This is a genomic window from Fictibacillus nanhaiensis (assembly GCF_019801215.1).
In the GTDB taxonomy this organism is placed as follows: Bacteria; Bacillota; Bacilli; order Bacillales; family Fictibacillaceae; genus Fictibacillus; species Fictibacillus nanhaiensis_C.
In genome coordinates this window covers 1,349,131-1,374,396 of sequence record NZ_JAHVJO010000001.1, presented here as the reverse complement: position 1 = coordinate 1,374,396, position 25,266 = coordinate 1,349,131, and the positions used below count along the sequence as shown (strand labels likewise).

Sequence of the window (25,266 nt, the reverse complement as noted above, 5' to 3'; positions counted from 1 at the left end):
TATCCACGAGTCGACAAAAAATCCGATTTTCGACAAATCACCATTCATACACAATTAAAAAATGGTTGCATTTTTCCAATTACTCGTTAGAATGAATAGAAACATAGAAGGGGGTACGTCATAAATGATCGTAAAAACGGATCACACGTGGCATGAAAAAGTCATGGATTACTTAAGTGAAGAACCGGCATTAAATCTTTTTATCCTCGCAGATATCGAAAACTTTGGGTATGAAACAGACTTTCAGGAGATTTGGGCTGATGTTGATAGGGCGGGTGATATTCAAGGAATCCTTCTTCGCTATCTCGGAAACTACCTTCCTTATGGAAAAGATACGATTAACGCAGCAGAGTTTTCTAAAATTATTAATAATGATACCTCGTATGAAATGCTTTCTGGGAAAAAAGAGATCGTGGAGCAGTTTTATCCTTATGTTCAATTTACACGGACAAAAGAAACTTTTTTCGCTGAACTAAAAGATAACAGCCTTTTAAAAGAGGAAATTAAACGAGAAGGAATTCAGCAAGCTGAACTGCACGATGTAGATGATTTAATGGCGCTAAAAAAACAAATCGTAGAATTTTCAATTGGTGAAACCGCACGTCAAAGTTTAGAACAGGCGTTGAAAACAAAAACGGGACGGACCTATTTTATAAAAGAAGGCGAAACAATCGTATCTTGCGCATCCACAACAGCAGAAAATTCTTTGTCAGCCATGATCGTCGGGGTTTGTTCGCATCCAGACAAACGAGGACAGGGATTAGCGTCATTGTGCATGGATGCCCTTTGCCAGGATGTTCTTGCAGAAGGGAAAACATTATGTCTTTTTTACGATAATCCAAAAGCGGGTTCGATCTATAAACGGCTTGGTTTTAAAGATATTGGTTTTTGGAGTATGAATTATCCTTTACGCAATTCTGTGCAAAATGATGAATCGTCTTTTGTAAAATAAAAAGACGGACAGGGATTCCTGCCGTCTCTTTTTACGCTGATCGATCGTTTCGTTCTTCTTCGTTTGTAGTTCTGAGCGGGATCTCTTCTAAGAAGAAGAGAGTGATGAAAAAGGCAACCCCGATAACAACTGCACCGGTTAAAAATACACCGTTTAACGCATAACTTAATGATTCACGTAAAAGTCCGAGAACTTGTTTTAAAAAAATCACAGAATCAGGCGGCAACTGATTAAATTTCTCTAAGACAGCACTTTGGTTCAACAGCACTTGTGGATTTGCTAGTTCACTGACCCTTTCGTCCATTTCAGGTGTTACGTTTGGTGTTGCTTCAATGAGTTTTTGTGATTTTTCATTAAACTGACCTGCTAACATATTGTTCATCACGCTTCCCATGATAGAAACACCTATTGTTCCCCCAAGCTGTCTGAACAATTGAACAGAAGAAGTAGCTACTCCTAGATACTTATGTTCAATCGCGTTCTGAACCGTCAGTGTAAAGATAGGGAAAGCAATGCCGAGTCCTGCACCAACTAAAATCATGTTAAGGATGGCAGTCGTATTTGTTGTTTCTGTATCCATAAAGTGCATACTTGTCATTCCGCTTACCATAATGAAAAGTCCCAGCAAAGCAAGCTTCTTATATGTCCCAGTTTTTGTTACAATTTGTCCACTAATCGCAGAAGCAGCAACCATAGCAAGAGTTAATGGCATCATAACAAACCCTGATTTGGTAGCAGAAGTGCCCATGACACCTTGTATGAAAAAGGGCATATACATGATGGAACCAAACATGCCGGCTCCTAAAAAGAAACCAATAATATTTGAAGAAGTAAACACTTTATTTTTGAACATTTCAAGTGGAAGAACCGGGCTTGAAACTCGTTTTTCGGTACGGATAAACAGGAAAAAGGCGATGGTTGTAACGGCAAAAAGTCCAATAATCTCTGGTGATATCCAGTCATATTGATTTCCTGCCCATGTAAAAGAAAGCAGAAGCGGTACCATCGTTAATGTAAGGAAAAACGAACCTGTATAATCAATAGATTCTTTTTCTTTTCGCTGTACAGACGGAAACAAAAAGTAAATAGCACCAAAAGCAACGAAACCAAAAGGCAGGAAGATCCAAAACACCCATTGCCAGTGAAAATGATCAACAATATATCCGCCAAGTGTAGGACCGAATACACTGGCTAATCCAAAGACGCTGCTCATCATTCCTTGCCATTTTCCACGTTCGCGAGGGGGAAAGAGATCGCCTACTGCTGTAAAGGCTGTAGACATGATCATACCGCCACCGAGACCTTGTATTCCTCGATACAAAATGAGTTCAATTATGCTGTCCGAAACACCGCATAAAAGTGAACCGACAGTGAAAACACCTATACCTAATAGAATAAAAGGCTTTCTTCCATATATATCTGACAGTTTTCCTACGAGTATGGCTGTAATACTGGACGTTAACATAAACATGGTGAAAACCCAGCTGTAATATTCAATGCCGCCAAGATCAGCGATTATTTTAGGGAGGGACGTACCTACAATCGTTTGATTTAGTGCAGCAAAGAGCATCGCTGCCATAATGGAAATCATAATGATGATCTTCCGTCTCATTTCAAGATGTTCCACCTCTGTTCCCTCCTATTCATTTAGTAAATATTTCACAAAGTGAAGTATATAAAAAAAGTAAAACTGCTTATAGTTAATCCAGCAGTTTCGTAGAATAAGTGATCATCATCTTCATTTCATCTTCTGTTAGTTGGCTGAACTTTTTAGCCAAATACTCATTTTTAATAACGTCCATCTCACGCGCTATTTTTTTGCCATCCTCGGTAATTTCCAAATAGACGATACGGCGGTCAGAGTCAGAACGCACTCGCTCAATATAATTTTTACCTACAAGCCGGTCCGTAACGGCTGTGATGTGACTTGAAGAAACCTTAAGTTCATTGGCGATCTCTGAAGCCATCAATGGACTTTGAACATTAAGTGTTTGCAATACGGCAAATTCATTACTGGGAATATAATCTGTGTAAAGCTCATTGAGTCCCTTTCGCAAGGTTCTAAAAAGCTTGCGTAAGCTCATTTCGAGTTCGTGGTGGAGATCATTTCTAGACTGCTCTGTATTTTTCATGTAAACACCCTTGCTTTTTGTTTCTTCTCTTTCTATATGATAGTTTATATTTAATAAGAAAGAAAGTAAAAGGGTTAAGGGGAATAAATGAATGAAAAATACAACGTTGTTTTTTGTACTTCTTAGTATCGGTTTTTTAATCGGAATAGCTTATTGGATCTGGGCGATCACGACACAATCGCAACCAGGTGGAATGTAAAAAGGGCCTAAATGGCTCTTTTTTACTTTTTTAAAACACCTTATAGAGATAGGAAATTGTGGAGGTGTATGAATGAAACAGTACACGATTACGAATCAATACTTACAAAAAAATTTAAAGCAGCGACCTGGCGGCAATCGGGTTCCCCGATATGCCGTTGCGCACGACACTGGAAATCCAGACTCAACTGCCATGCAAAACTTTTTATACTTCAACAGCAAGCAACTGGCATCGTCAGCTCATGTTTTTATTGATGACAAACAAATCTTAGTAATCATTCCTTTACATGAAAAAGCATGGCATGTGCGATCTAATTTGTCTGACGCCAATGAATGGTCAATCGGTGTTGAGCTGTGCTATGGTCCTTCGATTGACTTTCAAGAAGCTTATTTAAGGTACGTTTGGTTCTTTGCCTATTTGTGTAAAACGTATAAATGGGACGCGAACCATCATATTAAAGGACATTTCCAGCTTGATCCGAAGCGAAGAACAGATCCTTTAAACAGCTTTCATCAGTATGATAAAACGTTCCCTGGTTTTATTGAAGATGTAAAACGTGAAATGAAAAAACAATTTCTGAAAAGAGAAAAATCTGAATCACATAAACATCACAAAGTTCAAATCGGTGCATTTTCCTCACGAGAGAACGCTGAAAAACTCGCTCTAAAAGCAAAAACTGCCGGATTTGAGGTGTTTATTGAACATGATTAATTCTGTGGTTGTTCATTTTTCCAGGCGTAATACACGAATCCTGCACCGATCATGATGAAAACAGGTTCAAGCCAATTTGCTTCAGGTCCGCTCGTTATACGGTGCAATTGAAACACCCAATGAAATAAGATGTTATCAACCGTTAGGAATAAGCCGATAGCTGCCAGGAATCCGTGAAAATAAGAAGAGTTATAGCGTTTATAAATGAACAACAAGAGTATGATTAAGATGGCTACCCCTGTTAATACAGCTCCGACCCTTTCAATGGGTGAGACGGCTCTTAGTTCCCATGCATATGCATAGGTTGACCAATGAGACATCGCAAATAATCCGAAAAGAAATCCAATCAAAAGCCTCATAGTACCTCCTTACTAGCTATTTTCGCAAAACACGACATAAAATTAGCATTTTTTAAAAAAATAGGTTTATCACTAGTATAATAGTGGTATATATATTTGGGGTTTGCAATCATTTAGATTTCTATAGGGGGATTAGAGAGAAATGGAAAGTCAATTGCGTGAATTAGGGGAGAAAATAGTTAAGCATAAATACGATTTCGCTAGAAAAATTGATGAAACAAAGAAGAAACATGGAGAACATACCTCTCCTTTGACAGACGAAGTTCTTGAGATTCGAGGAGAACTTTTCACCTTCTTTGGCGAAGCTCTCTATCAAGATTTAGAGGATGTTGAAAGACGTTTTATTGCGTGGGGACACAAATATGGTGAACTCGCTGTTCAATTCGAAATACCTTTAGATATGGCTTTAAAGAGCACTCGTTACTACAGAGTGGTTTTATGGGATTTTATACGTAACGAAATTGATAATGAAAACTTCTCCGTACAAACGGTGTTAAAAGCCGCTTCAATCATCGATCCTTTATTGGATGAAACGGTACATGCATTCAGTTTGGCTTATGTTGAAAAGAACAACCGAGTACTCGGCCTTGCTCGAGAAGCGATCGAAGAGCTTTCTGTTCCCGTTGTCAGGTTAACAAGGTCTGTTGCGGTGCTTCCACTTGTAGGTACGATTGATACACACCGGTCAAAATTAATTATGGAAACTTCTTTAGAGAAATGTACGGAGCTTCAAGTGGAGCATTTATTTATCGACTTATCTGGCGTACCTGTTATTGATACGATGGTGGCTCATAATTTATTTAAAGTCATCAATTCACTTAAACTGTTAGGAGTAAAGGTTACACTGAGCGGAATGCGTCCTGAGTTAGCGCAAACTGTCGTTTCTCTTGGCATCAGTTTTGAAGAAATCTCAATTTCCGGTAATCTCTATCAAGAACTTGAAGCCATGGGAATCGCTCCTCAACCAAATTAATCATGCAAAATATCTGCCATATAAGGCAGGTATTTTTTTCTAGTATAAAAAGAACGTTTGTTCGCATATAATATAAAAAAAGGAGGTTTTATCATGACGAACATGTTTTTGAGATGCATCCAGGAAAGGGGAGCGATAGAGATGATCTATGTTTCGGATAAGGGTGTGATTACTCACAGGCTCGTTACCCCATATGCGTACGACGGGAAACTGATAACCGCCTATTGTAGCGTTCGGAAGCAAATACGAACTTTTAACCTAAATAATATTTTATCTGTACAATTTAGATTTTCATCTTCTTAAGATTGGAGGGGAAGACATGCAATACGGAAATGAAGAAGAGCGTTCTCTCATTGAAAAGTTTGTCATGTATCCGATTGTATTAACGCTCTTTAATCGGGACCTACAGGTTGTGAACCGCTCTCCGTTTAAGTTGAAGCAGCCGTATATTCTATTGATCGAACAAATGATGAATCAAGTTAGTAAAGATCTGCATGATGTTAGGTTAGACCTTCAGAAAAGAAAGATTAAAGTGATGGATGGCCGGCGTGACAATGATATTACAGAATACGAAATATTCATTCGGGGATATCGGGAAATTATGAGATTTCCGAATGTCCACTTAAGAAACAAGGCTGAAACCCTCATGTTAACCTATCTTCGAGTCACAACAAGCTAAGAAACACACATCCCTATTAGTTTCCTTTTAAGTACCTTCTGTATACAATATACGTAGTGCATAAAATCCTGTAAGCACGGAAGAAATCAGAAATTGAGGAAACGAATGGAACAGTTTATACAACTCGCGAGACAATTGAATAAAGAAATCATGATAGAAAGCCGTAGTCCATTTGATCCGGTATGCCCCGTTCATACACCTCATCCGTGGAAGATGTTAGGCTGTGGAAATTATGCAGCTGTTTTTTTTCATCCAGACTATCCATTATATGTTGTGAAAATTTACGGACGGGGAGAACAGGGTCTTCTTGAAGAAAAAAAAGCATATGCGCGTTTAGGGGAACATCCTGGATATTCACTTTGCTATTATACAGAAAAAAGATTTCTTATTTTGAAGCGAATTGAAGGTATTACCCTTTATGATTGTGTTCATAAAGGAATTAGAATTCCAGAGAGCGTCATTCATGATATCGATGCTGCCATTCAATACGCTGAAAAACAAGGGCTTTATCCCAGTGATGTACATGGAAAGAATGTGATGATCTCAAATGGAAAAGGAATCATTGTGGATGTTTCTGATTTTTATAAAAGAGAAATGTGCCGGAAATGGAAAGATTTAAGAAAAGCTTATTTCTCCTTTTATAAAAGAACTTTGTATCGTTTTCCGATCCAAATTCCTTATTTTGTTTTAAATTTAGTTCGAATGGGGTATAGATACTATCGTAAGTTAAAATTAGCCAAAAACAAGGGTATAAAATAATAGTATAAAATACCCATAAAAAGTATTGGCACTTTTTACCTTTATAGGATATACTATCTATAAATGAATAGAAACCTTTGTAATAAGGGCAAACCAGTTGAAAAGCTGGGACGCAAAGCTATGGGCCTAAAGTATGTAAACATACGATGGTAGCCGGTTGCCAAAGGGAAACGGATGAGCCATTTCCCTATTTTTGGGTAATGGCTTTTTGTATGTAATTTTTATGATTTGAGGGGTTGCAAAAATGGAAGATTTCCAACTAGAAATTCGCACACTCAAAAAGAACATTTTTACAAGGATTATGAAGTCCATACCAAGGATGTTACATACACATAATGAAGATTTAAGAAAATATGATGACTTCACCACATTCATGAATGGATTTGTACAACAGTACGAAAAAGTTCTTTGGAAGTTCCTTCGTGGAACTGTACATGCAGTATTTCTGGGGGAGGATCGGTTTCGGTTCTTCTTGAACCAAGCGGAGGCATTGGCTTTCCGTTCAGGAATTCATTTCTTTAAACATCAGCATATTCCCCATCAGGCACTTGCTTGCTTTGCAACGAGTATAAGAGAAGCGGTATTAACTGAAATAAAAGGGCTTATGAAAAAAGAGCCCATACATGTTCAGTTATTTATGTTAGATCGTTGGAACACTGTGGCACACCGTTCTATTACAGGCTTTTTGAGTGGTTATTCTTCTCAGCAGTTTAAAGATCTGAAAGAGATCAGTATCCGTGATCCATTAACAAACCTTTATAACCGCCGCTATTTTTATGATTGTTTAGAGAAGGAAATCAATAACGCTCATACTTACAAAAAGCCAATTACACTCGTCATGTTTGATATTAATAACTTTAAACATATAAACGACGAGTATGGTCATCATGCAGGTGATGAACTTCTGCAGCTGATTGCAGAATTATCAAAGAGGTTGAAATTGTCGTCTGGGTTCCGGTTTGGAGGAGATGAATTTGTTTATTTACTGCCTGGCCTAACTGAGACCGAAGCGTACATACTTGTAGAAAAATTAGAAAGTCAACTTATTGCATGGAACTCATCAATCTCACTAGCCTATGGAGCGATTGAGCTATTAAGTGATGCATGTGAAAACATTGATTATTACCTTCAGCTAGCAGACGAACGGATGTACAGCAAAAAAAGGGAAGTTAAAGCGTAAATTGCTACTAAAGTATGGTTTAAATGATTTGTAAGTAAAAGTATGATTAGTAAAGAAAGACCATATGATGTTTTTAAAATCCTATCATGAAAAATGCAGAGGGAGATGGCAGCATGAGAGAGTTTTTTGTTATTACCGAACATCGATCAGAAACCATCTCGTCTTTATTACGGTGGTTCTTTCTAGTTTTATGTATTCCGTTATTTTATTACCCTCCTATTGCAGATGTTTTACACTTTAATCATGATACTTTTCTTATCCTTTTAACTATTGGGATTGTCTATATGACAGCAACACAGTTTGTCTTGTACCGTTTTCATGAAAAATCATTGTACTATCGCCTATTTACGCGTGGGGGTATCGTGTTTGATTTCGTCTGTTACATATGGCTAATGGCACTTACAGGTGGATCGGAAAGTCCGTTTATGCCTGTCGGCTATTTAATTGTTATCCATGCGGCTCTTTATTGGAGACTAAGAGGATCATTTGTTTTAGCGGCTTTAAGTTTTTCCATGTACTTGTTCTTCTTTATTCGAGATGGTGGTATTCAAAGTACAGAAACCTTTTTTAACTTTTTTATGAAAAGTACGTTTCTGTGGCTGATTGCCTTGTATGGCGGGATTATCGCTTCTAAAGAAAGGCAATATTATTTTGAGAAAAACATGTATCAATTGCAATCCGTTCAAGATTATTTAACAGGCTTACTGAATCATCGAAAGTTTCAGGAAGATGTTTTAGAGAGAACAAAGCTGAAAACTCCGTTTACGTTAGTGCTCTGTGATATTGACCACTTTAAACGATTTAACGACGCACATGGACATGTTATCGGTGATGAAGTACTTAAGATGGTCGGGGCAACATTTAAAAGATATCTTTCCTCTAAGGATGGAACGGCATACCGTTATGGAGGAGAAGAATTTGCTTGGATCATGAACACAGAAAATGAATCTGTCGTAAAAAAGACGATAGAACAAGTGAATCAACATCTGTATCAATTCCCTTATACGACATCTCAAAACAGGAAGCTGCCTGTAACCTTAAGTTATGGCGTTGCTTTTTATGCAGAAGAGGATAGTCCAGCTGATATCATCCAAAGAGCAGATTCGCTGCTTTATGAAGCAAAATCAGATGGTAGAAACACATTAAAAGTAGATAAACTAAAAAGTGAGGAAAATCAGCTGATCGTTTAGCTGCTTTTCTTTTTTTTGGCTGTTTCTAAAAGATTTTTGCTTTCGGCTCATTTTGTCCATTCGCTTCTTTGAAAAGATGATTGGAGTGCAAGGTGCGAGACTCCTAATGGTGCTTGCACGAGGGAGCCTCACCGCACGCCCCGTGGAGAGCAAACATTCTGAAACGGAAATCAATCACTTTCAAGAGCAACAACGTTTGCGAAAACGTTCTTTTTTTATAAACAGTCATATCCTTTAAATACCAGGGGTTTTTGATTCGATTTAACGATACTATCCTTTGCCCTAATACTAGATTGTGAGATAATAAAAAGAGAAATATTGTGTGCGGAACAGGGGTTGAAAATATGAGCTTGCAATTTATTTTGGGACGATCCGGAAGCGGAAAGTCCCACTCTGTCTTTCAAGACATTCAGCAAAAACTTGCAGAGGATCCATCTGGAAGTCCTATCATCTATTTAGTGCCAGATCAGATGACCTTTCAATCTGAGTATAAATTAGCTGCTTCACCAGGTTTACAGGGGTTGATGAGGGCGCAAGTGTTTAGTTTTTCCCGGCTCGCTTGGCGTGTTCTCGGAGAAACAGGAGGTATGACGAGGCTGCACATTACGAGCACAGGTGTACGGATGATGCTTAGAAAAATTATCGAACATAAAAAAGAAGAACTTAAAATCTTTAAAAAAGCTTCTGAACAAAATGGATTCTATGAATTACTCGAATTGATGATGACCGAACTGAAGCGCTATTGTGTAACCTCAGAAGATCTGTCGTGGAATGCAGAAACACTGCTCTCGCTCGGTCAGAAGGAAAACAATAAAAAAGTACTTAAAGATAAACTGTCTGATTTAAGCATTATTTCAAGTTCTCTTGAGAAGTCTCTTGCTGAAAAATATTTGGATTCAGAAGATTACTTGAAATTGATGCAGGAAAAAACTCCTTTTTCTGAAACAATCAAGAATTGTGAGATATACATAGATGGCTTTCATTCTTTCACTCCACAAGAACTTGAGGTTACGGCTGAATTGATGGCCAATGCGAAAAAAGTGACGATTGCTCTTACCGCAGAGCACACGGATGATACCCAATCAACTCCGCATGAATTAGATTTGTTTTATATGACAAAGAAAACCTTACAAGTTCTTACCCAAAAAGCACGTGAACGTGGAGTGGAAATCATTGATCCAATTGTTCTGCATGAAACTCCTAAGTTCCGATCTTCATCCATTGCGCATATTGAACGAAACTTTGACAGAAGACCTGCGGTAGGTTCATCTCATCATGACGGTGTCCATCTTGCAGCTGCAGTTAACTTGAGAGCAGAAGTTGAAGGTGCTGCCCGAAACATTATTGAACTTGTTCGTGATGGCGGTTACCGATACCGTGATATTGCTGTTACAGTTCGAAATGCAGGCTCCTATCAGCCGCTTATTGAAACGATTTTTGCTGATTATGGCATTCCTGTCTTTTTGGATCAAAAAAAATCGATGCTTCACCATCCGTTAGTTGAACTGATTCGATCTTCTTTAGATATTGTTTTAAAGAACTGGCGCTATGAAGCCGTTTTTCGTGCTGTGAAGACAGATATGCTCTATCCCCTCGATGAGATGAGAAAAACAACCTCTGAAATAAGAAGAGGCATGGATGAACTCGAAAATTATGTATTAGCTCTTGGTATTCAAGGAAAAAGATGGACGGATTCCAAGCCGTGGAAGTATAAGAGATTTAGAGGATATGAAGCGGATGACTTTGGAAAAACGACCAGCGATGACGAAAAAGAGCAATTGATCAATGATCTAAGAGATATGATTGTTTCACCTTTAGATAGACTATCAAGAGGCTTATCAAATAGTGTAACGGTGGTGGATTATTGCACGGTTCTTTATAAGTTTCTAGAAGATCTTCATGTTCCAATGAAACTCGAACGGTTGAAGCTGCAAGCAGAAGCTTCTGGAAAGCTAAGAGCGGCAAGGGAGCACGATCAGGTTTGGAATGCTGTTCTCAATCTATTAGATGAGATGGTTGAATTAACAGGAACAGAACGCCTTTCAAAAGACACATGGCTGCAGATGCTTGAAACAGGGTTGGAGAGCATGAAGTTTGCTCTTGTTCCACCGTCACTCGATCAAGTCCTGGCCGGAACTCTTGAAAGATCTCGTTTTACAGATGTAAGGGTAAATTTTTTATTAGGTGTGAACGACGGCGTTATCCCTGCAAAACCAAAGGATGATGGCCTTTTATCTGAAGATGAACGTGAAGCCCTTGAACGAAATGGTGTTGTTCTGGCACCGTCAGCACGCAGAAAATTGCTGGATGAACAATTGATGATCTATTTAGCATTAACAAACGCTAGTGACCGTTTGTTTGTTTCTTATGCACTTGCAGATGAAGAAGGGAAAACCATGCAGCCCTCCATGGTCATCCAAAGGCTAAGAGATTTATTTCCTTCTGTAAAAGAACATCTTTATCAAAATGAGCCTGGATTAGACGAAGATCTTGCATTTGTTCAGCACCCCGTAAAAAGTGTTTCTTATTTAAGTGCACAGCTTCGTGAATGGAAAAAAGGTTATCCCATCTCTTCTGTTTGGTGGGATGTTTATAATTGGATAATCAAGGATGAACAATATCATCGTCATGCCCAAAAGGCTTTATCAAGTTTGTTTTACTTTAATCGTGAAGTACCGTTAGGAAAAGAAGTCTCAAAAGAGCTGTATGGTGAAAGTATTTTAACGAGCATATCACGCATGGAACTGTTTCAATCGTGCCCGTTTTCTCAGTTTGTGTCTTATGGTTTGAAATTAAGAGAACGGCAGATGTATAAGCTGGAAGCTCCAGATATCGGACAGTTATTTCATGCTGCATTAAAACAGATGAACGATGCACTACAGCAGAGAAGAGTGTCTTGGAGAGATCTGTCAAAAGGGGACTGTTACCGGATGGCTGGAGATATTGTGGACCTTTTAGCGCCACAGCTGCAGCACGAAATCCTGCTAAGTTCAAATCGTCATCTTTATATAAAAAAGAAGCTGAAAGAAGTAGTCGGAAAAGCATCGCATATATTAAGTGAACATGCTAAGGCGAGCGGGTTCACTCCAGCTGGTCTTGAACTTGCATTCGGATCAGGGGGACCGCTTCCACCTCTTCATTACAAGCTTCCAAACGGAACAACGATGGAAGTTGTAGGACGTATTGACCGTGTGGATACAGCGAGTAGTTCAAACGGACTTTTAATGCGGGTGATCGATTACAAATCGAGTTCAACAGGATTGAATTTGTCAGAACTTTATCACGGTATAGCACTCCAAATGCTTACGTATCTTGATGTAGCGGTAACACACTCACAAAAATGGTTAGGTCAAGAGTCAATTCCTGCAGGAGTTTTATATTTTCATGTTCATAATCCTCTCTTAAACCAAAAGAAACTTTTAACGGCAGAGGAAATTGAAAAAGAAGTGATGAAAAAATTTAAGATGAAAGGCCTTGTATTAGCAGAAGAAGAAGCGGTTCAGCTTATGGATCACACCATGGAAAAACGGTCCGATATTATTCCGGTTGCCCTCACAGCAAGTGGTTTTCATAAATCACATTCTTCCGTTGCAACAAGGTCTCATTTTCAGACGATGAGACACCATGCGAGAAAGATGGCCGTAAAGAGCGGCACAGGTATATCTGATGGTGTGATTGATATATCTCCTTATGAAATGAAGAAGAAAGTGCCTTGTACGTATTGTTCTTATAAACCAGTGTGTCAATTTGATCAAACTCTTGAAGAGAATCAGTACAGAGAGCTTAAACTCGAAAAGGACGATATCATCTTAGAAAAAATGCAGGAGGAAGGGGGAGAACTCGTTTGAAAACGTTAATCCCGAAACCAGAAGGCTCAACATGGACGGATGAACAATGGCAGGCGATTGGAGCAAGAGGAGAGAATATACTCGTCGCTGCAGCGGCAGGTTCAGGTAAAACCGCTGTTCTCGTAGAAAGAATCATTACGATGATTCGTGAACAATCTACAGATGTGGACAGACTGCTTATCGTTACCTTTACGAATGCAGCAGCAGCTGAAATGCGAAAGCGTATAGGTGAAGCAATTGATAAAGAACTTACTCAGCATCCTTCTTCTCTCCATTTGCGAAGACAATTAAATTTATTAAATAAAGCGTCGATTTCTACTCTTCACTCTTTTTGTATAGAAGTTCTCAGGAAATATTATTATGAAACAGATCTTGATCCAGGATTTAGAGTTGCGGAAGAAACAGAAGCTGAACTGATACGGCAGGAAGTGATAGAGGAGCTTTTTGAAGAAGAGTACAGCAAGGGTGAAGACAACATTTTTTATCAAGTAGTAGATGCCTATAGCTCAGACAGAAATGATATGGATCTTCAAAAGCTTGTTCTCTCACTCTATGATTTTGCACGAAGTCATCCAGACCCTGAAAACTGGTTGGAACAGATGGCTCAAATTTATCAGTTAGGTGCATCATCAATCGATGACCTTCCATGGACAAAAGAACTGATCTCAGATATTTCCCTTCAACTAGAAGGACTTCAAACGATGGCCAAACGTGCAATTGCGCTTGCACATATGCCTGGAGGGCCTCTTCCGTATGCAGCGACATTAGAGGAAGATTTAGAGTTTTTATATGCACTAAATAACAAGAGACATAGCTGGCAAGCATTGTATGAAGTGTTCCAATCCTATGAGCCTCCAAAATTAAAAGCGGTTCGTGGGAAAGATGTAGACGAAACCTTGAAGAATAAAGTAAAAGCGATTAGAGATAGCGTGAAGAAAAAAATGAGCGGCCTGAAAGAAGACTACTTTGAGCGCCATCCTGATTCTTATGTTACACATATTGAAGAAATGGCACCCATTGTAAATGAACTTTCTTCCATAGTAAAGAAATTTGGCAGACGTTATTCACAAGCGAAGCGCGAAAAATCACTTGTGGATTTTGGTGATCTTGAGCATTATTGCCTTCAAGTGTTAAAAGGGGAAGGTTCAACGATGGAAAACCCCGTTCCATCTGATGCTGCGCATGAATATAGAGAGCGTTTTGTAGAGGTTTTAGTTGACGAATACCAAGATACAAACTTTGTACAAGAATCAATCGTAAGGCTTGTTTCAAAGGATTCTGATGGTGGGAATCTATTCATGGTTGGCGATGTTAAACAGTCCATCTACCGTTTTCGTTTGGCAGAACCCTTTCTCTTTTTGTCCAAATATAAGCAGTTTACAAAAGAAGGCGGACAAGGACTGAGAATTGACTTAGCGAAAAACTTCAGAAGCCGTAACAGTGTCCTTCAAGCTACTAACTTTCTGTTTAAACAGATCATGAACGAAACAGTCGGAGAGATCGAGTACAGTGAGGATGCTGAACTGAAGCAAGGTGCGACATACTATCCTGATCAGCCTGGTAATGAACCAGAACTGATCTTAATTAATAAAAGCGAGTCTGTCGTGGATGAAGAAGGTTTGGATACAGGTGAGATGGAAAAGTCAGACTTGGAGACGGTTCAGCTTGAAGCCCGTGTCATTGCTGAAAAAATAAAAAAGATTGTCGGAGCGTCAAACGATTCTCCTCATCTTGTGTTTGATAAACATACAAAAACGATGCGACCTGCTAAATACAAGGACATTGTTATGCTCTTTAGAGCTACGTCTCAATGGGCACCTGTCATCTTAGAGGAATTTAAACAGCAGGGAATCCCTGCGCATGCAGAACTTTCAACAGGATATTTTGATGCAACAGAAATACATGTCATGATGTCGCTGCTGAAAGTGATTGATAACCCACTTCAGGATATTCCGCTTGCAGCCGTACTTCGCTCCCCCATTGTAGGCATGTCAGGGGAAGAACTCGCAATTGTAAGGCTTATTCAAAAAAAGGACAATTATCTTGGAGCTGTTGAGCTATACAGTTCTGAGGGAGACAATCCTGAGATCAAGACTAAAGTGTCACTTTTTTTGAAGCAGCTGGAATCATGGCGATATCAAGCTCGCCAAGGCTCTCTTAGAGACCTCATCTGGGATATTTACAGAGATACTGGTTACTTTGATTATGTGGGTGGCTTGGCAGGCGGGAAGCAGAGACAAGCTAACTTAAGAGCGTTGTATGACCGGGCTAAAATGTATGAAAGCACATCGTTCCGAGGGCTTTTCCGTTTTCTCCGATTTATTGAGAGGATGCAAGAGCGGGGCAAGGATCTTGGTGCAGCAAGGGCGCTAGGAGAGCAGGAAGATGTTGTTCGTATTATGACGATCCATAAGAGTAAAGGTTTAGAGTTTCCGATCGTATTTGTAGGAGGACTAAATAAACAGTTCAACACAAGAGATTTAAAAGAAAAAGTACTTCTTCACAAAGAGCTTGGGTTAGGCACTCAATACATTAATCCTACCTACCGGGTAACGTATCCAACGCTTCCGAAGCTTGCGATCACCGGCAGAAAAAAGAGGGAACTTATCGCAGAAGAGATGCGCGTTCTTTACGTGGCACTTACTCGTGCAAAAGAAAAACTGTACCTGGTAGGAACAGTAAACGACATAGAAAAAGCGGCAGACATATGGAGTGATTCACTATTTGAAGAAAACTGGCTCCTTCCTGACGCTGAACGTGCACAAGCGAAAAGTTATCTTGACTGGATCGGAAGAGCAATTATCAGGCATAAAAATGCTGATCCGCTTTTATCACTGTTATCATCTGCAGAAAGAGGCAGAGGAGAAGTCTATATTGATGAAACAGATTGGAAGATTACAATTTTACAAGCGAGTGATTATGGAGAATTACAACAATTAGAAGAAGAAAAGCAAGAAGAACTATTGTCTAAATTGAAAAGAAACGAACCCATAGAGATAACTAGTGGGGCAAAGGATGAAATTGAGCAGCGTTTACAATGGAAATATCCTTTTACTCATTCCTCTGTTACACGATCTAAACAATCAGTAACAGAGATTAAAAGACAGTATCAATTTAACGATGAATACAGCAGCACGGATTTTGTAAAAGCGGCTCAGCCTGTTATACATGATCGACCCCGATTTATGCAAGAGTCACAGTTGAACGCGGCTGAAGCAGGCACGGCTATGCATATGGTGATGCAGCATATTGATTTATCACGCGAAGCCACTCTAGAGGAATTGCAGATGCAACTTGCTGCTATGGAAGCCAAAGAGCTGCTGACTTCTGAACAATCTCGTTATATACAACTATCTCAAATACACGATTTTATTCATGGACCACTCGGACAGAGAGTGATAGAGGCTCCGAACATTCAAAGAGAAATTCCGTTCAGCATGGCCCTTCCCTTATCTGAAACAAGGGCAGCGTGGAACGGAGAAGAGGAGCATGTTCTTGTTCAAGGTGTTATTGACTGCTTAGTTGAAGAAGACGACGGGTTCATCCTGATAGATTATAAAACAGATAAGATTACAAATCGCTTTGCAGATGGATTTAATGGAGCAAAGCAGACATTGTTCAATCGATACGAAATGCAGCTCACTCTCTATGCAAAGGCAATCGAACGAATACTAAGAAAACCGGTTAAAGAAAGCTATCTTTACTTTTTTGACGGAGGACATATTTTACAAGTGAAATAGGAGGCTTATAATGCGATTGCTTCACACAGCAGACTGGCATTTAGGACGTTCGTTAGAAGGGCGAAACCGAATGAATGAACAGCAAGCGTTCTTGGACGAATTGGTCGAGATCGTTAAACAAGAAAAAATTGATGCTGTATTGATGGCTGGTGATGTATTTGATACAGTGAATCCGCCTGCTGCCGCTGAGCAGATGTTTTATGATACGCTTGCTCGAATCAGCCAAATGGGAAGATGTCCATTTATTGCGATAGCAGGAAACCATGATCATCCAGACAGGCTCGCAGCCTCTTTTCCTCTTTCTAAAGAATTAGGAATTACATTAGTGGGACTTCCCACTTTAGAACTTCAGCGAATCCCCATTAAAAGAACAGATGAGATGCTTGAGATAGCTGCCCTTCCTTATCCGTCTGAATCGCGGCTAAAAATGCTGCTGAGTGAATCAGCTGAAGAGCTTGATGTTCGAAAACAATATGATGATTGGGTAGACTCTTATTTTAAAGAGATATCTCATCATTTTAATCCAGGAAATGTTCATGTTGCGATGAGTCATTTGTATGTGGCAGGGAGCAAAGAAAGTGATTCGGAGCGTCCTGTTCATATTGGCGGTGCATACACAGTCGCTGCAGAAAGTCTTCCTTCTCAAGCTCAATATGTTGCGCTAGGTCATCTCCATAGACCGCAGATCATTAAACGCGCAAAAACAGAAGCTCGTTATTCTGGTTCTCCGCTTTCTTATAGTTTTTCTGAAAGCGGCCAATCCAAATCTGTTACCATTATTGATGTTGAACCGAATCAGAAAGCAAAAGTTGAAGAAATCTTGTTGCAAAGCGGGAAACCACTCGTGATTTGGGAAGCAAAGAATGGTGTCTCAGAGGTTTTTAAAGGAATCGAGCAAGGCTTGCATCATAACAGCTGGATTGATTTGTCTGTTCATGTACAAGATGCTCTTTCTATGGAAGAGATCCAAAGAATTCGAAGAGCACATGAAGGAATCGTGCATATAAAACCTGTTTACACACAAAATGCAGAAGAACAAATCAATGTTTCTGCACAAAAACTGCCAGTTGATGAGTTGTTCACAACATTCTATAAGCGCCAAACAGGCGGTGCAGTTCCAGAAGATGCACTTGTATCCCTTTTCTTAGACTTAATAGGAGAAGAAGGTATGGAAGGAGAGAGGGAAGAATGAGGCCAATAGCATTAAGTGTTTCAGGGCTGCAGAGCTTTCGTGAAAATCAAACCATACCTTTTGATGAGCTTTGTTCAGGCGGTGTGTTCGGTATTTTTGGGCCGACAGGAAGTGGTAAATCTACGATCCTTGATGCAGTAACACTTGCGCTGTATGGAAAAGTAGAGCGAGCAGCAGGCGGAACACATGGCATTATGAATCAGGCTGAAGATAAACTCTCCGTTTCGTTTTCATTCCAACTAGGGCAGAACGATCAAGAAAAGTATTTTACCGTTGAGCGCTCTTATAAAAGAAGCGGCGAGTATACTATTCGGACAAGCACTTCAAGGCTGATTGAGACTGTTAATGGTGAGTCTGTAGTGCATGCAGATAAAGAACGAGATGTTACACGTCTTGTTCAGGAACTGATTGGACTGACTATTGAAGATTTTACCCGCGCTGTTGTTCTTCCGCAAGGAAAGTTTGCGGAATTTTTATCGTTAAAAGGAGCAGACAGAAGACAGATGCTCCAGCGCTTATTCCAGCTGGAGAAGTATGGGGATGTATTAAATCAAAAGTTAAAGAAAAGATCGGACAATCAAAGAAATCGATTGAATGAAATTACTGCAGAACAAGCTGGATTAGGTGACGCTTCGAAGAGTTCGTTAAACGAGGCAGAAAAGCTTCTTAAAGATAATGAAGCCATGCTGCAAACCGTTTCAGATCGCTTGAAAAAAGAAGAAGATCACGTAAAAACGCTTCAAATTTTATGGGAAACTCAGACTGAAAATGAAAAGCTTTTAAACGACCAGGAAGATTTATTAAAACTAAAGCCTGAGATGGAACGTTTAAAGCAACAACTGCAATTTGCTAGAAGCGCAGACAAATTACAACCTTATGCAAAAGAATGGCAGGAATCAGTAAAGACAGAAAGTAAAATCAGTGCCGAAAAAGAAGAGCTCCACAAGCGCACACAAAAATTAAAATCAGCGATGACAGATTTTGAACAACAATATGAGTTTGTTAAAAAAGAGAAAGACGAAGAAGAACCTCGTTTAATCGAGAAGAAAAGCGGCTTAAAAGAAGCATTTGACTGGGAGAATGAAGGAAAAGAAAAGAAGCATACCTTAAAGAAAGAAAAAGAAAAACACGAAGAATTACTTAAAGGGTATGAAGAACTTCAAAAGAGTGAGACAGATGCGGCTCAAGTGTTGAAAAAAGGGAAAGACAAGCAAGCCCTTTTAAAGACGGAATTATCAACGATTGAAATTACATCAAAAGAAAGAGCGATGTTTCAACAGGCATTATTAATATTTCAACGATTTCAAGATGTAGATGCTGAAGAAAAAAAACTGCAGAATGAATTAAAATCAGCAAATAAAGAATTGATAGAAGTAGAGCAAAACAAAAAGCAGTTAGAGAATGTTCTAGCTGAAGAGTATAAACAAGGTAAGACTTTATCACTTGATGTTCAGTGCTTATACGAGGAAGTGTGTTCGGCGGTCAGAGAAAACGAACAGATGACCCAGTCGCTGCAAAACGAATTAGCGATAACAAAAAAAAACCATGAGCAGAACAGGATAAAGCATCTTGCGGCACAGCTCTCTTCACAGCTAAAAGAGAATGAACCATGTGCAGTATGTGGTTCAACGGTGCACCCCTCTCCTATACAAGAGTGGAGTCGTTATGATGATGAACAAAGCACCATTGATGATCTTGAGGCTGCAAAAGAAATACTGAACCGTCTTTATCATGATCTGCACCACATGAAAGATTCTCTTGAAAAGCTCTCAGCTAACATGTGGAATAAATTTCAGGGTGAATCCGTGATAGAGACAGCTGCTGCAAGAGATAGTATTACGATAGAATCGGCAGGAGTCATTCATGGATTTGAGAAGGATCAAATAGATAAGCATGCCACAAGAGTAAAAGGAATTCAGCAAGACCGAATAGCTATGGAGCAAAGATATGATGCTTTACTGAGCCGCTTAGATGAAGAGCAAAAACAATTTGAACGTTTGGAATTTGACTATAGAAATGGTGAAAGACAAACAGAGCGATTAAAGCTAGAGCTTTCGGCGATACAAAAAAAGAAATCCAATTTAAATCTTGAATGGGAGAGTGCAGCTATTCCTTTTTCTAAAGAGGATCTTACTCTAAAGCATCAACAATTTCAAACACGAGATGCGCGGCAAACAGCTATTCAAAAAAGCCTGGATGTGGCTGTTGAGTTTTTGGAAAAGCAAAGTGACCAACTGGAATCAGCACAAAAAGAAAAGACAAAACTGGAACTTGCAATAAACACTAGCTTAAATCAACAAATGATGATCCAAAAAGAAATTGATGCGCTTCAGGAAAAGATTCAAAAGCGGATTGGAAATAAAGCGGCTTCTGAAGAATATGAGACTGTAGAAATGCAATTGAGAGGTCTGCAAACAAAATATAAACGTGCTGAAGAAGATCAAGAAAAAGCGAAATCATTGTTTTTAGAGTGTGACAAAGCTTATCACTCCATTATTCAGCGCTTAGAGGATATACAAGAAAGAAGAACAAAGGCAGAAGAAGAATGGAATAAGCAGCTAGATAATTCAGATTTCACTTCTTACGATGAATACGCCAGCAGTATGACTGACGAACAGAATCAGCAAAGCTGGGAGCTGGAACTGACACGATATACGGATCAATTGAAAGCAAATGAAGCCGCGCTCTTTGCACTGAAAGATAAGCTGCCTAGAGAAAAAATAACAAAAGACCAAATGGATTTCAGAGAGGTTCAGCTTCAAAAGCTGAAGGATGAAACGAATAGCGCGAGAGAAGCGGTCGGACAGGCAAGACAAAACTGGCTGACGATTGAAAGAAACCATTCTCGATTCCAAGAGCTTGAGGAAGAGAAGAAAAAGGTGTCAACCTTGCTCGAGCAGATAGGGAAACTTCAAAGTGTGTTCAGAGGAAACGCTTTTGTTGAATTTATGGCAGAGGAACAGCTTATGCATGTAACACGTGATGCTTCAAGCCGTCTCTCAAAATTGACGAGAGGGCGTTATGCCATTGAAGTGGATTCTAACAGTGGTTTTGTGATTCGTGATGATGCCAATGGAGGAATCAAACGGCCTGTTACTTCTCTATCTGGGGGTGAAACGTTCTTAACCTCTTTAGCATTAGCACTAGCACTTTCAGCTCAAATTCAGCTGCGTGGCAAATTTCCACTTCAGTTCTTCTTTTTAGACGAAGGGTTTGGAACTCTTGATCAGGAACTGTTAGATACGGTAGTTACCGCCCTGGAAAAAGTACGTGTGCAAAACTTTGCGATCGGTGTAATTTCACACGTACCTGAACTGAAAGCAAGATTAACGAAGCGATTAATAGTAGAGCCTGCTGAACATTCTGGTAACGGAACACGAGTAAGACTAGATCAGGGATAGACAAAAAAGACTCAATGGAAACTATCCATGAGTCTTTTTTTATTATTCAATAATTCCATGCCCAATAATCTCAACATCTACAGAAGCTGTAAAATTTATCTTCGGATATTCCTCAGACCATTTGATCTTTTTCCAAGTGGGATAATGAAATGCCATGACTTTTCTTCCGACTCCAAAAGGGTCGCTGTTCATTTCCTGAAGTTGTTTAATGATTTTAGTGGCATCTTTTGTCATGACTCTTGATAAATTTTTTTCGAGTTTTTTTAATACTTTTTCGTCTCCTAATTTATCAGAAGGATATTCTGTTACTACTACCTTTGTTTTTAAGTCAATATGAGCGGATATTTTTCCGTCTGAAGAAACGTTGACTTTGAAGTCGCGTTTGTTTTTTTTGATTTTTATTGAGGCATAGTTCAAAATATTTTCTTTTTGCCCCTTTAAAATTTTTTTCGTCGTGGCCATTGAGATGGTACTCTTTTCTCCGGTAAGTAAAACATAGATAACGGCATCGGGCCCAGTTATCGTACCTGCCATTTTATGACCACTAAAAAGAGCAATCCCTTCAACATCGACAACATCCTTTCTTGGTACAAGATAAGGAAGTGCGAAATCCTGTCCTGGATCAAATAGTAACGGACAAATGGATTGGATGTTTTCCTCTGGTACAGTAGCTGATTCTTCAGCACTCCGAATAATATCTCTTAAATATTCTCCAACGCCAATGGATGACGTGGTTTCTTCAAACTTAGTGCTAATTACATCAGAAGCCTTTCCTTTCGTTATGGCTAACTTAGCATTTAATGAGGATTTAGGATCTCTATAAAAAACATCTAAAAGCAAATAAATATCTTTTTTTGCGGTTTTCTCACCAAAAACTAAAACGAGGTTTTTAGAAGCGTCTAATCGTTCAGAAACTTCCCGGTCTAATTTTAAGCGGCTTTGACGGGCAGTGAATCCCGATGTTGAAAAAATTTGATTCGCCACATTTTCTTCTCCAGACTCTGCTGCGATCGCCTGGGGAACGGCAACCGTTGAAATTACCTTTCCATCATTTTCATAATCAATTCCACCAGCTGATATGAGCTTTGTTTCACTTAGAAGGGACTGATCCCAACAGCCTGATAGCAGAAAGAGAGAACAGAATAAAATCAATCCTTTTTGATTCATGAGGAGATTACCTCTTTCTCTTTTTTATTGCGGATGGCCGCAAGCAGTAACAAAAGAATAGGAGAAAAAACAGAAAGAATCAGAGAGGTCATTCCAATGTATTTACTCCACATAAGGGTTTCTAGTTTCGAACTAGGAATTGTAGCAATGATTCCAACAACGATGCCTAAATAAGGAGCTGCTTTTTTATGATGCTTTAACGATAAGATTTTTTGAACGCCTTTTACTGTAACAAATAAATAGCCAATAAAAGAAGTAGCTACTGATACAACCCAAAGGGAAAGAAAGATTAAGTCTGTCCGTTCAATGATTTTAAAAGAAAAGGCTTTTAACATATACAACACAGGTTCTGGAACGATCACAATTTCCATTGGATTAAAGAAAATGTAGGTCGTGAAAATGATAAAACAATAAAACAGTGTTACACAAAGAGATGCAAATGAAATGACCTTTAATTTTTTTGTGGAAGTTCCATTTGTATAGGCTAAAAACACGAGTGCTGCATCAAAACCTAATAATGAAATCACAGCATCTTTAGAGCCTTTAAGAATGGTTAAAAAGCCCGTCTCACCCATTGGTAAGATATATAGAAAATGAACATCCGTATAGGCATATAAAATAAAAAAGAATAAAACGAGAAGGAGAGGTGTTACCAACATAAAGAATCTCGCCAACTCTCTTGGTGTACTGCTAATAAAATAAACACCTACCATTGCGAGTGTAAATATAATCACCCAGCCTGGTGTCTGAAAAAAAATCCATTTTGATACGATGTTGTTGTATAAGATTAAGATCAAAACTGTAATGAATAAAAAATGCAGCGTGTAAAGAAAGTTAAACACAACCCCTAATTTCCCACCCATTATTTTGGGAAGGATATCAAAGATGGTTTGCTGTGGAAATCGTTCACATAGCTTCCAGATTGCCAGTATCGAAAATTGAACAAATATTCCTGCTAATAACAGAGACATCCAGCCGTCAATCTTTGCGATCGTAAACAATGAAAAGGGGAGAGAGAGGATGCCAACCCCAATTTGCGTTTGAACAATCACAAAAAACAACTGTCTATACGTTATGGTGTGTTTATTCATCCGTATCCCACTTTCTCGTTTGATTATCCTGACTTTCTTTAATCGGTCTAATATTTTTTGGACGTGTATTCATTTTCCAAAATGGCATTCTGAAAAATGTATCCTTAAGATCACTAAAATGAAAGGGTGCTATTGGTGCAAAGTATGGGGTGCCGAATGAGTACAATCGGCATAGGTGAAAAAACAAGATCATAAAGCAGAATACGATGCCTAAAAAACCTAAAGTAGCTGCAGCTAACATTAGCGGAAACCGCAAGAGACGTATAGCTCCACTCATTTCATTAGAAGGAACAATATAAGCGGCAATTGCTGTTACCGCCACTACAATGATCATGAGGTTTGATACAAGTCCTGCTTTAACGATGGAATCCCCGATTACTAAACCCCCAACGATGGCTATCGTAGAACCAATCTTTGTATGAAGGCGGACTGAAGCTTCACGGATCAGCTCAATCGTAAGCTCCATTAACATAGCTTCAAACAGAGGTGGATAAGGAATATTTTCTAGTGAACTCTTCATTAATAATACAAGTGCAGAAGGTATTACCTCAAAATGAAAGGATACAATAGCGATGTAAAAGGACGGTAAACTGATAGCGATAAAGAAACTAAATAGCCGGATAAAACGGAAAAATGATCCGAGAATCCAGCGTGTATTATAATCATCTGGCGATTGGTAAAAAACAAAAAAATCAACAGGAACGACATTTACGGTAGGAGAACTGTCGTAAACTAATGCGATTCTCCCTTCCATTAAATTTGCAGCGACACGATCAGGTCGTTCAGTACTTAGCATTTGAGGAAAAGGGCTGAACGGTTTATCTTCAATACTTTCCTCCACATTTCCGGGAGTCATGACGGCATCTGCTTCAATGGATGTAAGCCTTTTTTCGACCTCTTTGACGTGAGAGGGATTTGCTAAGTTTTCAACATATATCATAGCAACAACCGTATGCGTTTCTTTTCCTAACTTAAAATATTTCACTAGCAGTTTAGGACTTTTTAAACGTTTTCGGATAAGTGCCACGTTCGATGAAATATTTTCAATGAATCCTTCATGGGAACCTCTTATGACTTTTTCGTTCTCAGGTTCAGTGAAATCCCGATCTACTTTTTCAGGAGTAACAACAGAATAGTAACAGGAAGGATCATCAGTAAAAATCAGAGTATTTGAAAGCAAAAGCAACTCTTGTGACTTTGTAAAATCGGTCTGTTTTTTAAGGTCGAGTGAAATGACTTTTTCGAAAGAGATAGTATCTATTTCTTTGCTCATCTCAAATAAAGGATTTAATATCTGCTGTTGTATAATTTGCTTATCAACGATGGAATCAATGAAAAGAAGAGCTATTTTTCTCTTGTCGGAAGCTAGCTCTACCCAATGTGTTCTTAGATCTTCTGTTGAAGAGAAAGGCTCTCTTACTTTTTTTAATAGATCTTCAATCGTTTGAGGTGGTTCATAAACATTGCTCTCAAGTTCACAAGAAGTGTCGCTAACTTTATTTTGATCATTTTCTTTTATGAGTTTTTTAGGCTTCTTAAAGAAAGTCATAGACCCATCCCGTTTCTGCAGTAATTTGGTATAGTTTTAGCTTCAAAAACGGATTTATGCGGAGAAGTTCCTATTTTTTAAAAAACGCCTCAATATTTGTCATTTCCAGTAAAAATCTGTGATACGATAGACACATAAAGAGAT

General features: G+C 38.9%; 17 protein-coding genes and 1 riboswitch. Of the genes, 11 read left to right on the top strand and 6 right to left on the bottom strand.

Annotated elements, in window-relative coordinates; genetic code table 11:
• Positions 1-124 precede the first annotated feature (124 nt).
• On the top strand, positions 125-952 hold the full coding sequence (locus KUV80_RS07085; protein WP_222461950.1) for a GNAT family N-acetyltransferase: 828 nt from the start codon (positions 125-127) through the stop codon (positions 950-952).
• Positions 953-983: 31 nt separating this feature from the next.
• Here KUV80_RS07085 and KUV80_RS07080 read toward each other — a convergent pair whose 3' ends face one another.
• Both KUV80_RS07080 and KUV80_RS07075 read right to left on the bottom strand, forming a co-directional pair.
• Complete coding sequence (locus KUV80_RS07080; protein ID WP_222461949.1) at positions 984-2,579, bottom strand: MDR family MFS transporter; 1,596 nt, start codon at positions 2,577-2,579, stop codon at positions 984-986.
• A gap of 73 nt (positions 2,580-2,652) precedes the next feature.
• Entirely contained in the window at positions 2,653-3,084 is a 432-nt protein-coding gene (locus KUV80_RS07075; protein ID WP_222461948.1) for a MarR family winged helix-turn-helix transcriptional regulator, read from the bottom strand.
• 271 nt (positions 3,085-3,355) lie between these two features.
• Between KUV80_RS07075 and KUV80_RS07070 the strand changes: the two genes are divergently transcribed.
• Positions 3,356-3,994 (top strand): N-acetylmuramoyl-L-alanine amidase, encoded by a 639-nt coding sequence (locus KUV80_RS07070; protein ID WP_222461947.1) that lies wholly within the window; start codon positions 3,356-3,358, stop codon positions 3,992-3,994.
• Here KUV80_RS07070 and KUV80_RS07065 read toward each other — a convergent pair.
• Positions 3,991-4,353 carry a DUF2243 domain-containing protein gene (locus tag KUV80_RS07065; RefSeq protein ID WP_222461946.1) on the bottom strand — a complete coding sequence of 121 codons (363 nt, stop codon included), beginning with the start codon at positions 4,351-4,353 and terminating at the stop codon, positions 3,991-3,993. The two genes, KUV80_RS07070 and KUV80_RS07065, sit on opposite strands and share 4 nt — an antisense overlap.
• Before the next feature lie 142 nt (positions 4,354-4,495).
• Between KUV80_RS07065 and KUV80_RS18720 the strand changes: the two genes are divergently transcribed.
• From KUV80_RS18720 to KUV80_RS07020, 9 genes are all read left to right on the top strand, one after another.
• Entirely contained in the window at positions 4,496-5,326 is an 831-nt protein-coding gene (locus KUV80_RS18720; RefSeq protein WP_222461945.1) for an STAS domain-containing protein, read from the top strand.
• Positions 5,327-5,645: 319 nt separating this feature from the next.
• Positions 5,646-6,005 (top strand): hypothetical protein, encoded by a 360-nt coding sequence (locus KUV80_RS07055; protein WP_222461944.1) that lies wholly within the window; start codon positions 5,646-5,648, stop codon positions 6,003-6,005.
• Between the two features lie 105 nt (positions 6,006-6,110).
• Positions 6,111-6,764: a serine/threonine protein kinase gene (locus KUV80_RS07050; protein ID WP_222461943.1), complete on the top strand. Its 654-nt coding sequence runs from the start codon at positions 6,111-6,113 to the stop codon at positions 6,762-6,764.
• A gap of 77 nt (positions 6,765-6,841) precedes the next feature.
• Positions 6,842-6,929, top strand: a riboswitch (cyclic di-GMP riboswitch).
• A 79-nt stretch (positions 6,930-7,008) separates the two neighbouring features.
• Entirely contained in the window at positions 7,009-7,944 is a 936-nt protein-coding gene (locus tag KUV80_RS07045; RefSeq protein WP_222461942.1) for a GGDEF domain-containing protein, read from the top strand.
• Positions 7,945-8,057: 113 nt separating this feature from the next.
• Positions 8,058-9,134: a GGDEF domain-containing protein gene (locus KUV80_RS07040; protein WP_222461941.1), complete on the top strand. Its 1,077-nt coding sequence runs from the start codon at positions 8,058-8,060 to the stop codon at positions 9,132-9,134.
• 344 nt (positions 9,135-9,478) lie between these two features.
• Positions 9,479-12,982 (top strand): helicase-exonuclease AddAB subunit AddB, encoded by a 3,504-nt coding sequence (gene addB, locus KUV80_RS07035; RefSeq protein WP_222461940.1) that lies wholly within the window; start codon positions 9,479-9,481, stop codon positions 12,980-12,982.
• Complete coding sequence (gene addA / locus KUV80_RS07030; protein ID WP_222461939.1) at positions 12,979-16,722, top strand: helicase-exonuclease AddAB subunit AddA; 3,744 nt, start codon at positions 12,979-12,981, stop codon at positions 16,720-16,722. Before addB ends, addA begins: the two co-directional genes overlap by 4 nt.
• A 10-nt stretch (positions 16,723-16,732) precedes the next feature.
• Positions 16,733-17,914, top strand: coding sequence for a metallophosphoesterase family protein (locus KUV80_RS07025; protein ID WP_222461938.1), 1,182 nt, complete (start codon positions 16,733-16,735; stop codon positions 17,912-17,914).
• Positions 17,911-21,315 (top strand): AAA family ATPase, encoded by a 3,405-nt coding sequence (locus KUV80_RS07020; RefSeq protein ID WP_222461937.1) that lies wholly within the window; start codon positions 17,911-17,913, stop codon positions 21,313-21,315. The genes KUV80_RS07025 and KUV80_RS07020 overlap by 4 nt, the downstream gene beginning before the upstream one ends.
• 42 nt (positions 21,316-21,357) lie before the next feature.
• Here KUV80_RS07020 and KUV80_RS07015 read toward each other — a convergent pair whose 3' ends face one another.
• Genes KUV80_RS07015 through KUV80_RS07005 form a run of 3 tightly spaced genes read right to left on the bottom strand, consistent with a single transcriptional unit; the run spans position 21,358 to position 25,122 of the window.
• Positions 21,358-22,482, bottom strand: coding sequence for a Ger(x)C family spore germination protein (locus KUV80_RS07015; protein ID WP_222461936.1), 1,125 nt, complete (start codon positions 22,480-22,482; stop codon positions 21,358-21,360).
• Positions 22,479-23,573, bottom strand: coding sequence for a GerAB/ArcD/ProY family transporter (locus KUV80_RS07010; protein WP_222461935.1), 1,095 nt, complete (start codon positions 23,571-23,573; stop codon positions 22,479-22,481). The genes KUV80_RS07015 and KUV80_RS07010 overlap by 4 nt, the downstream gene beginning before the upstream one ends.
• Positions 23,566-25,122, bottom strand: coding sequence for a spore germination protein (locus tag KUV80_RS07005; protein WP_222461934.1), 1,557 nt, complete (start codon positions 25,120-25,122; stop codon positions 23,566-23,568). Before KUV80_RS07005 ends, KUV80_RS07010 begins: the two co-directional genes overlap by 8 nt.
• Positions 25,123-25,266: the final 144 nt, after the last annotated feature.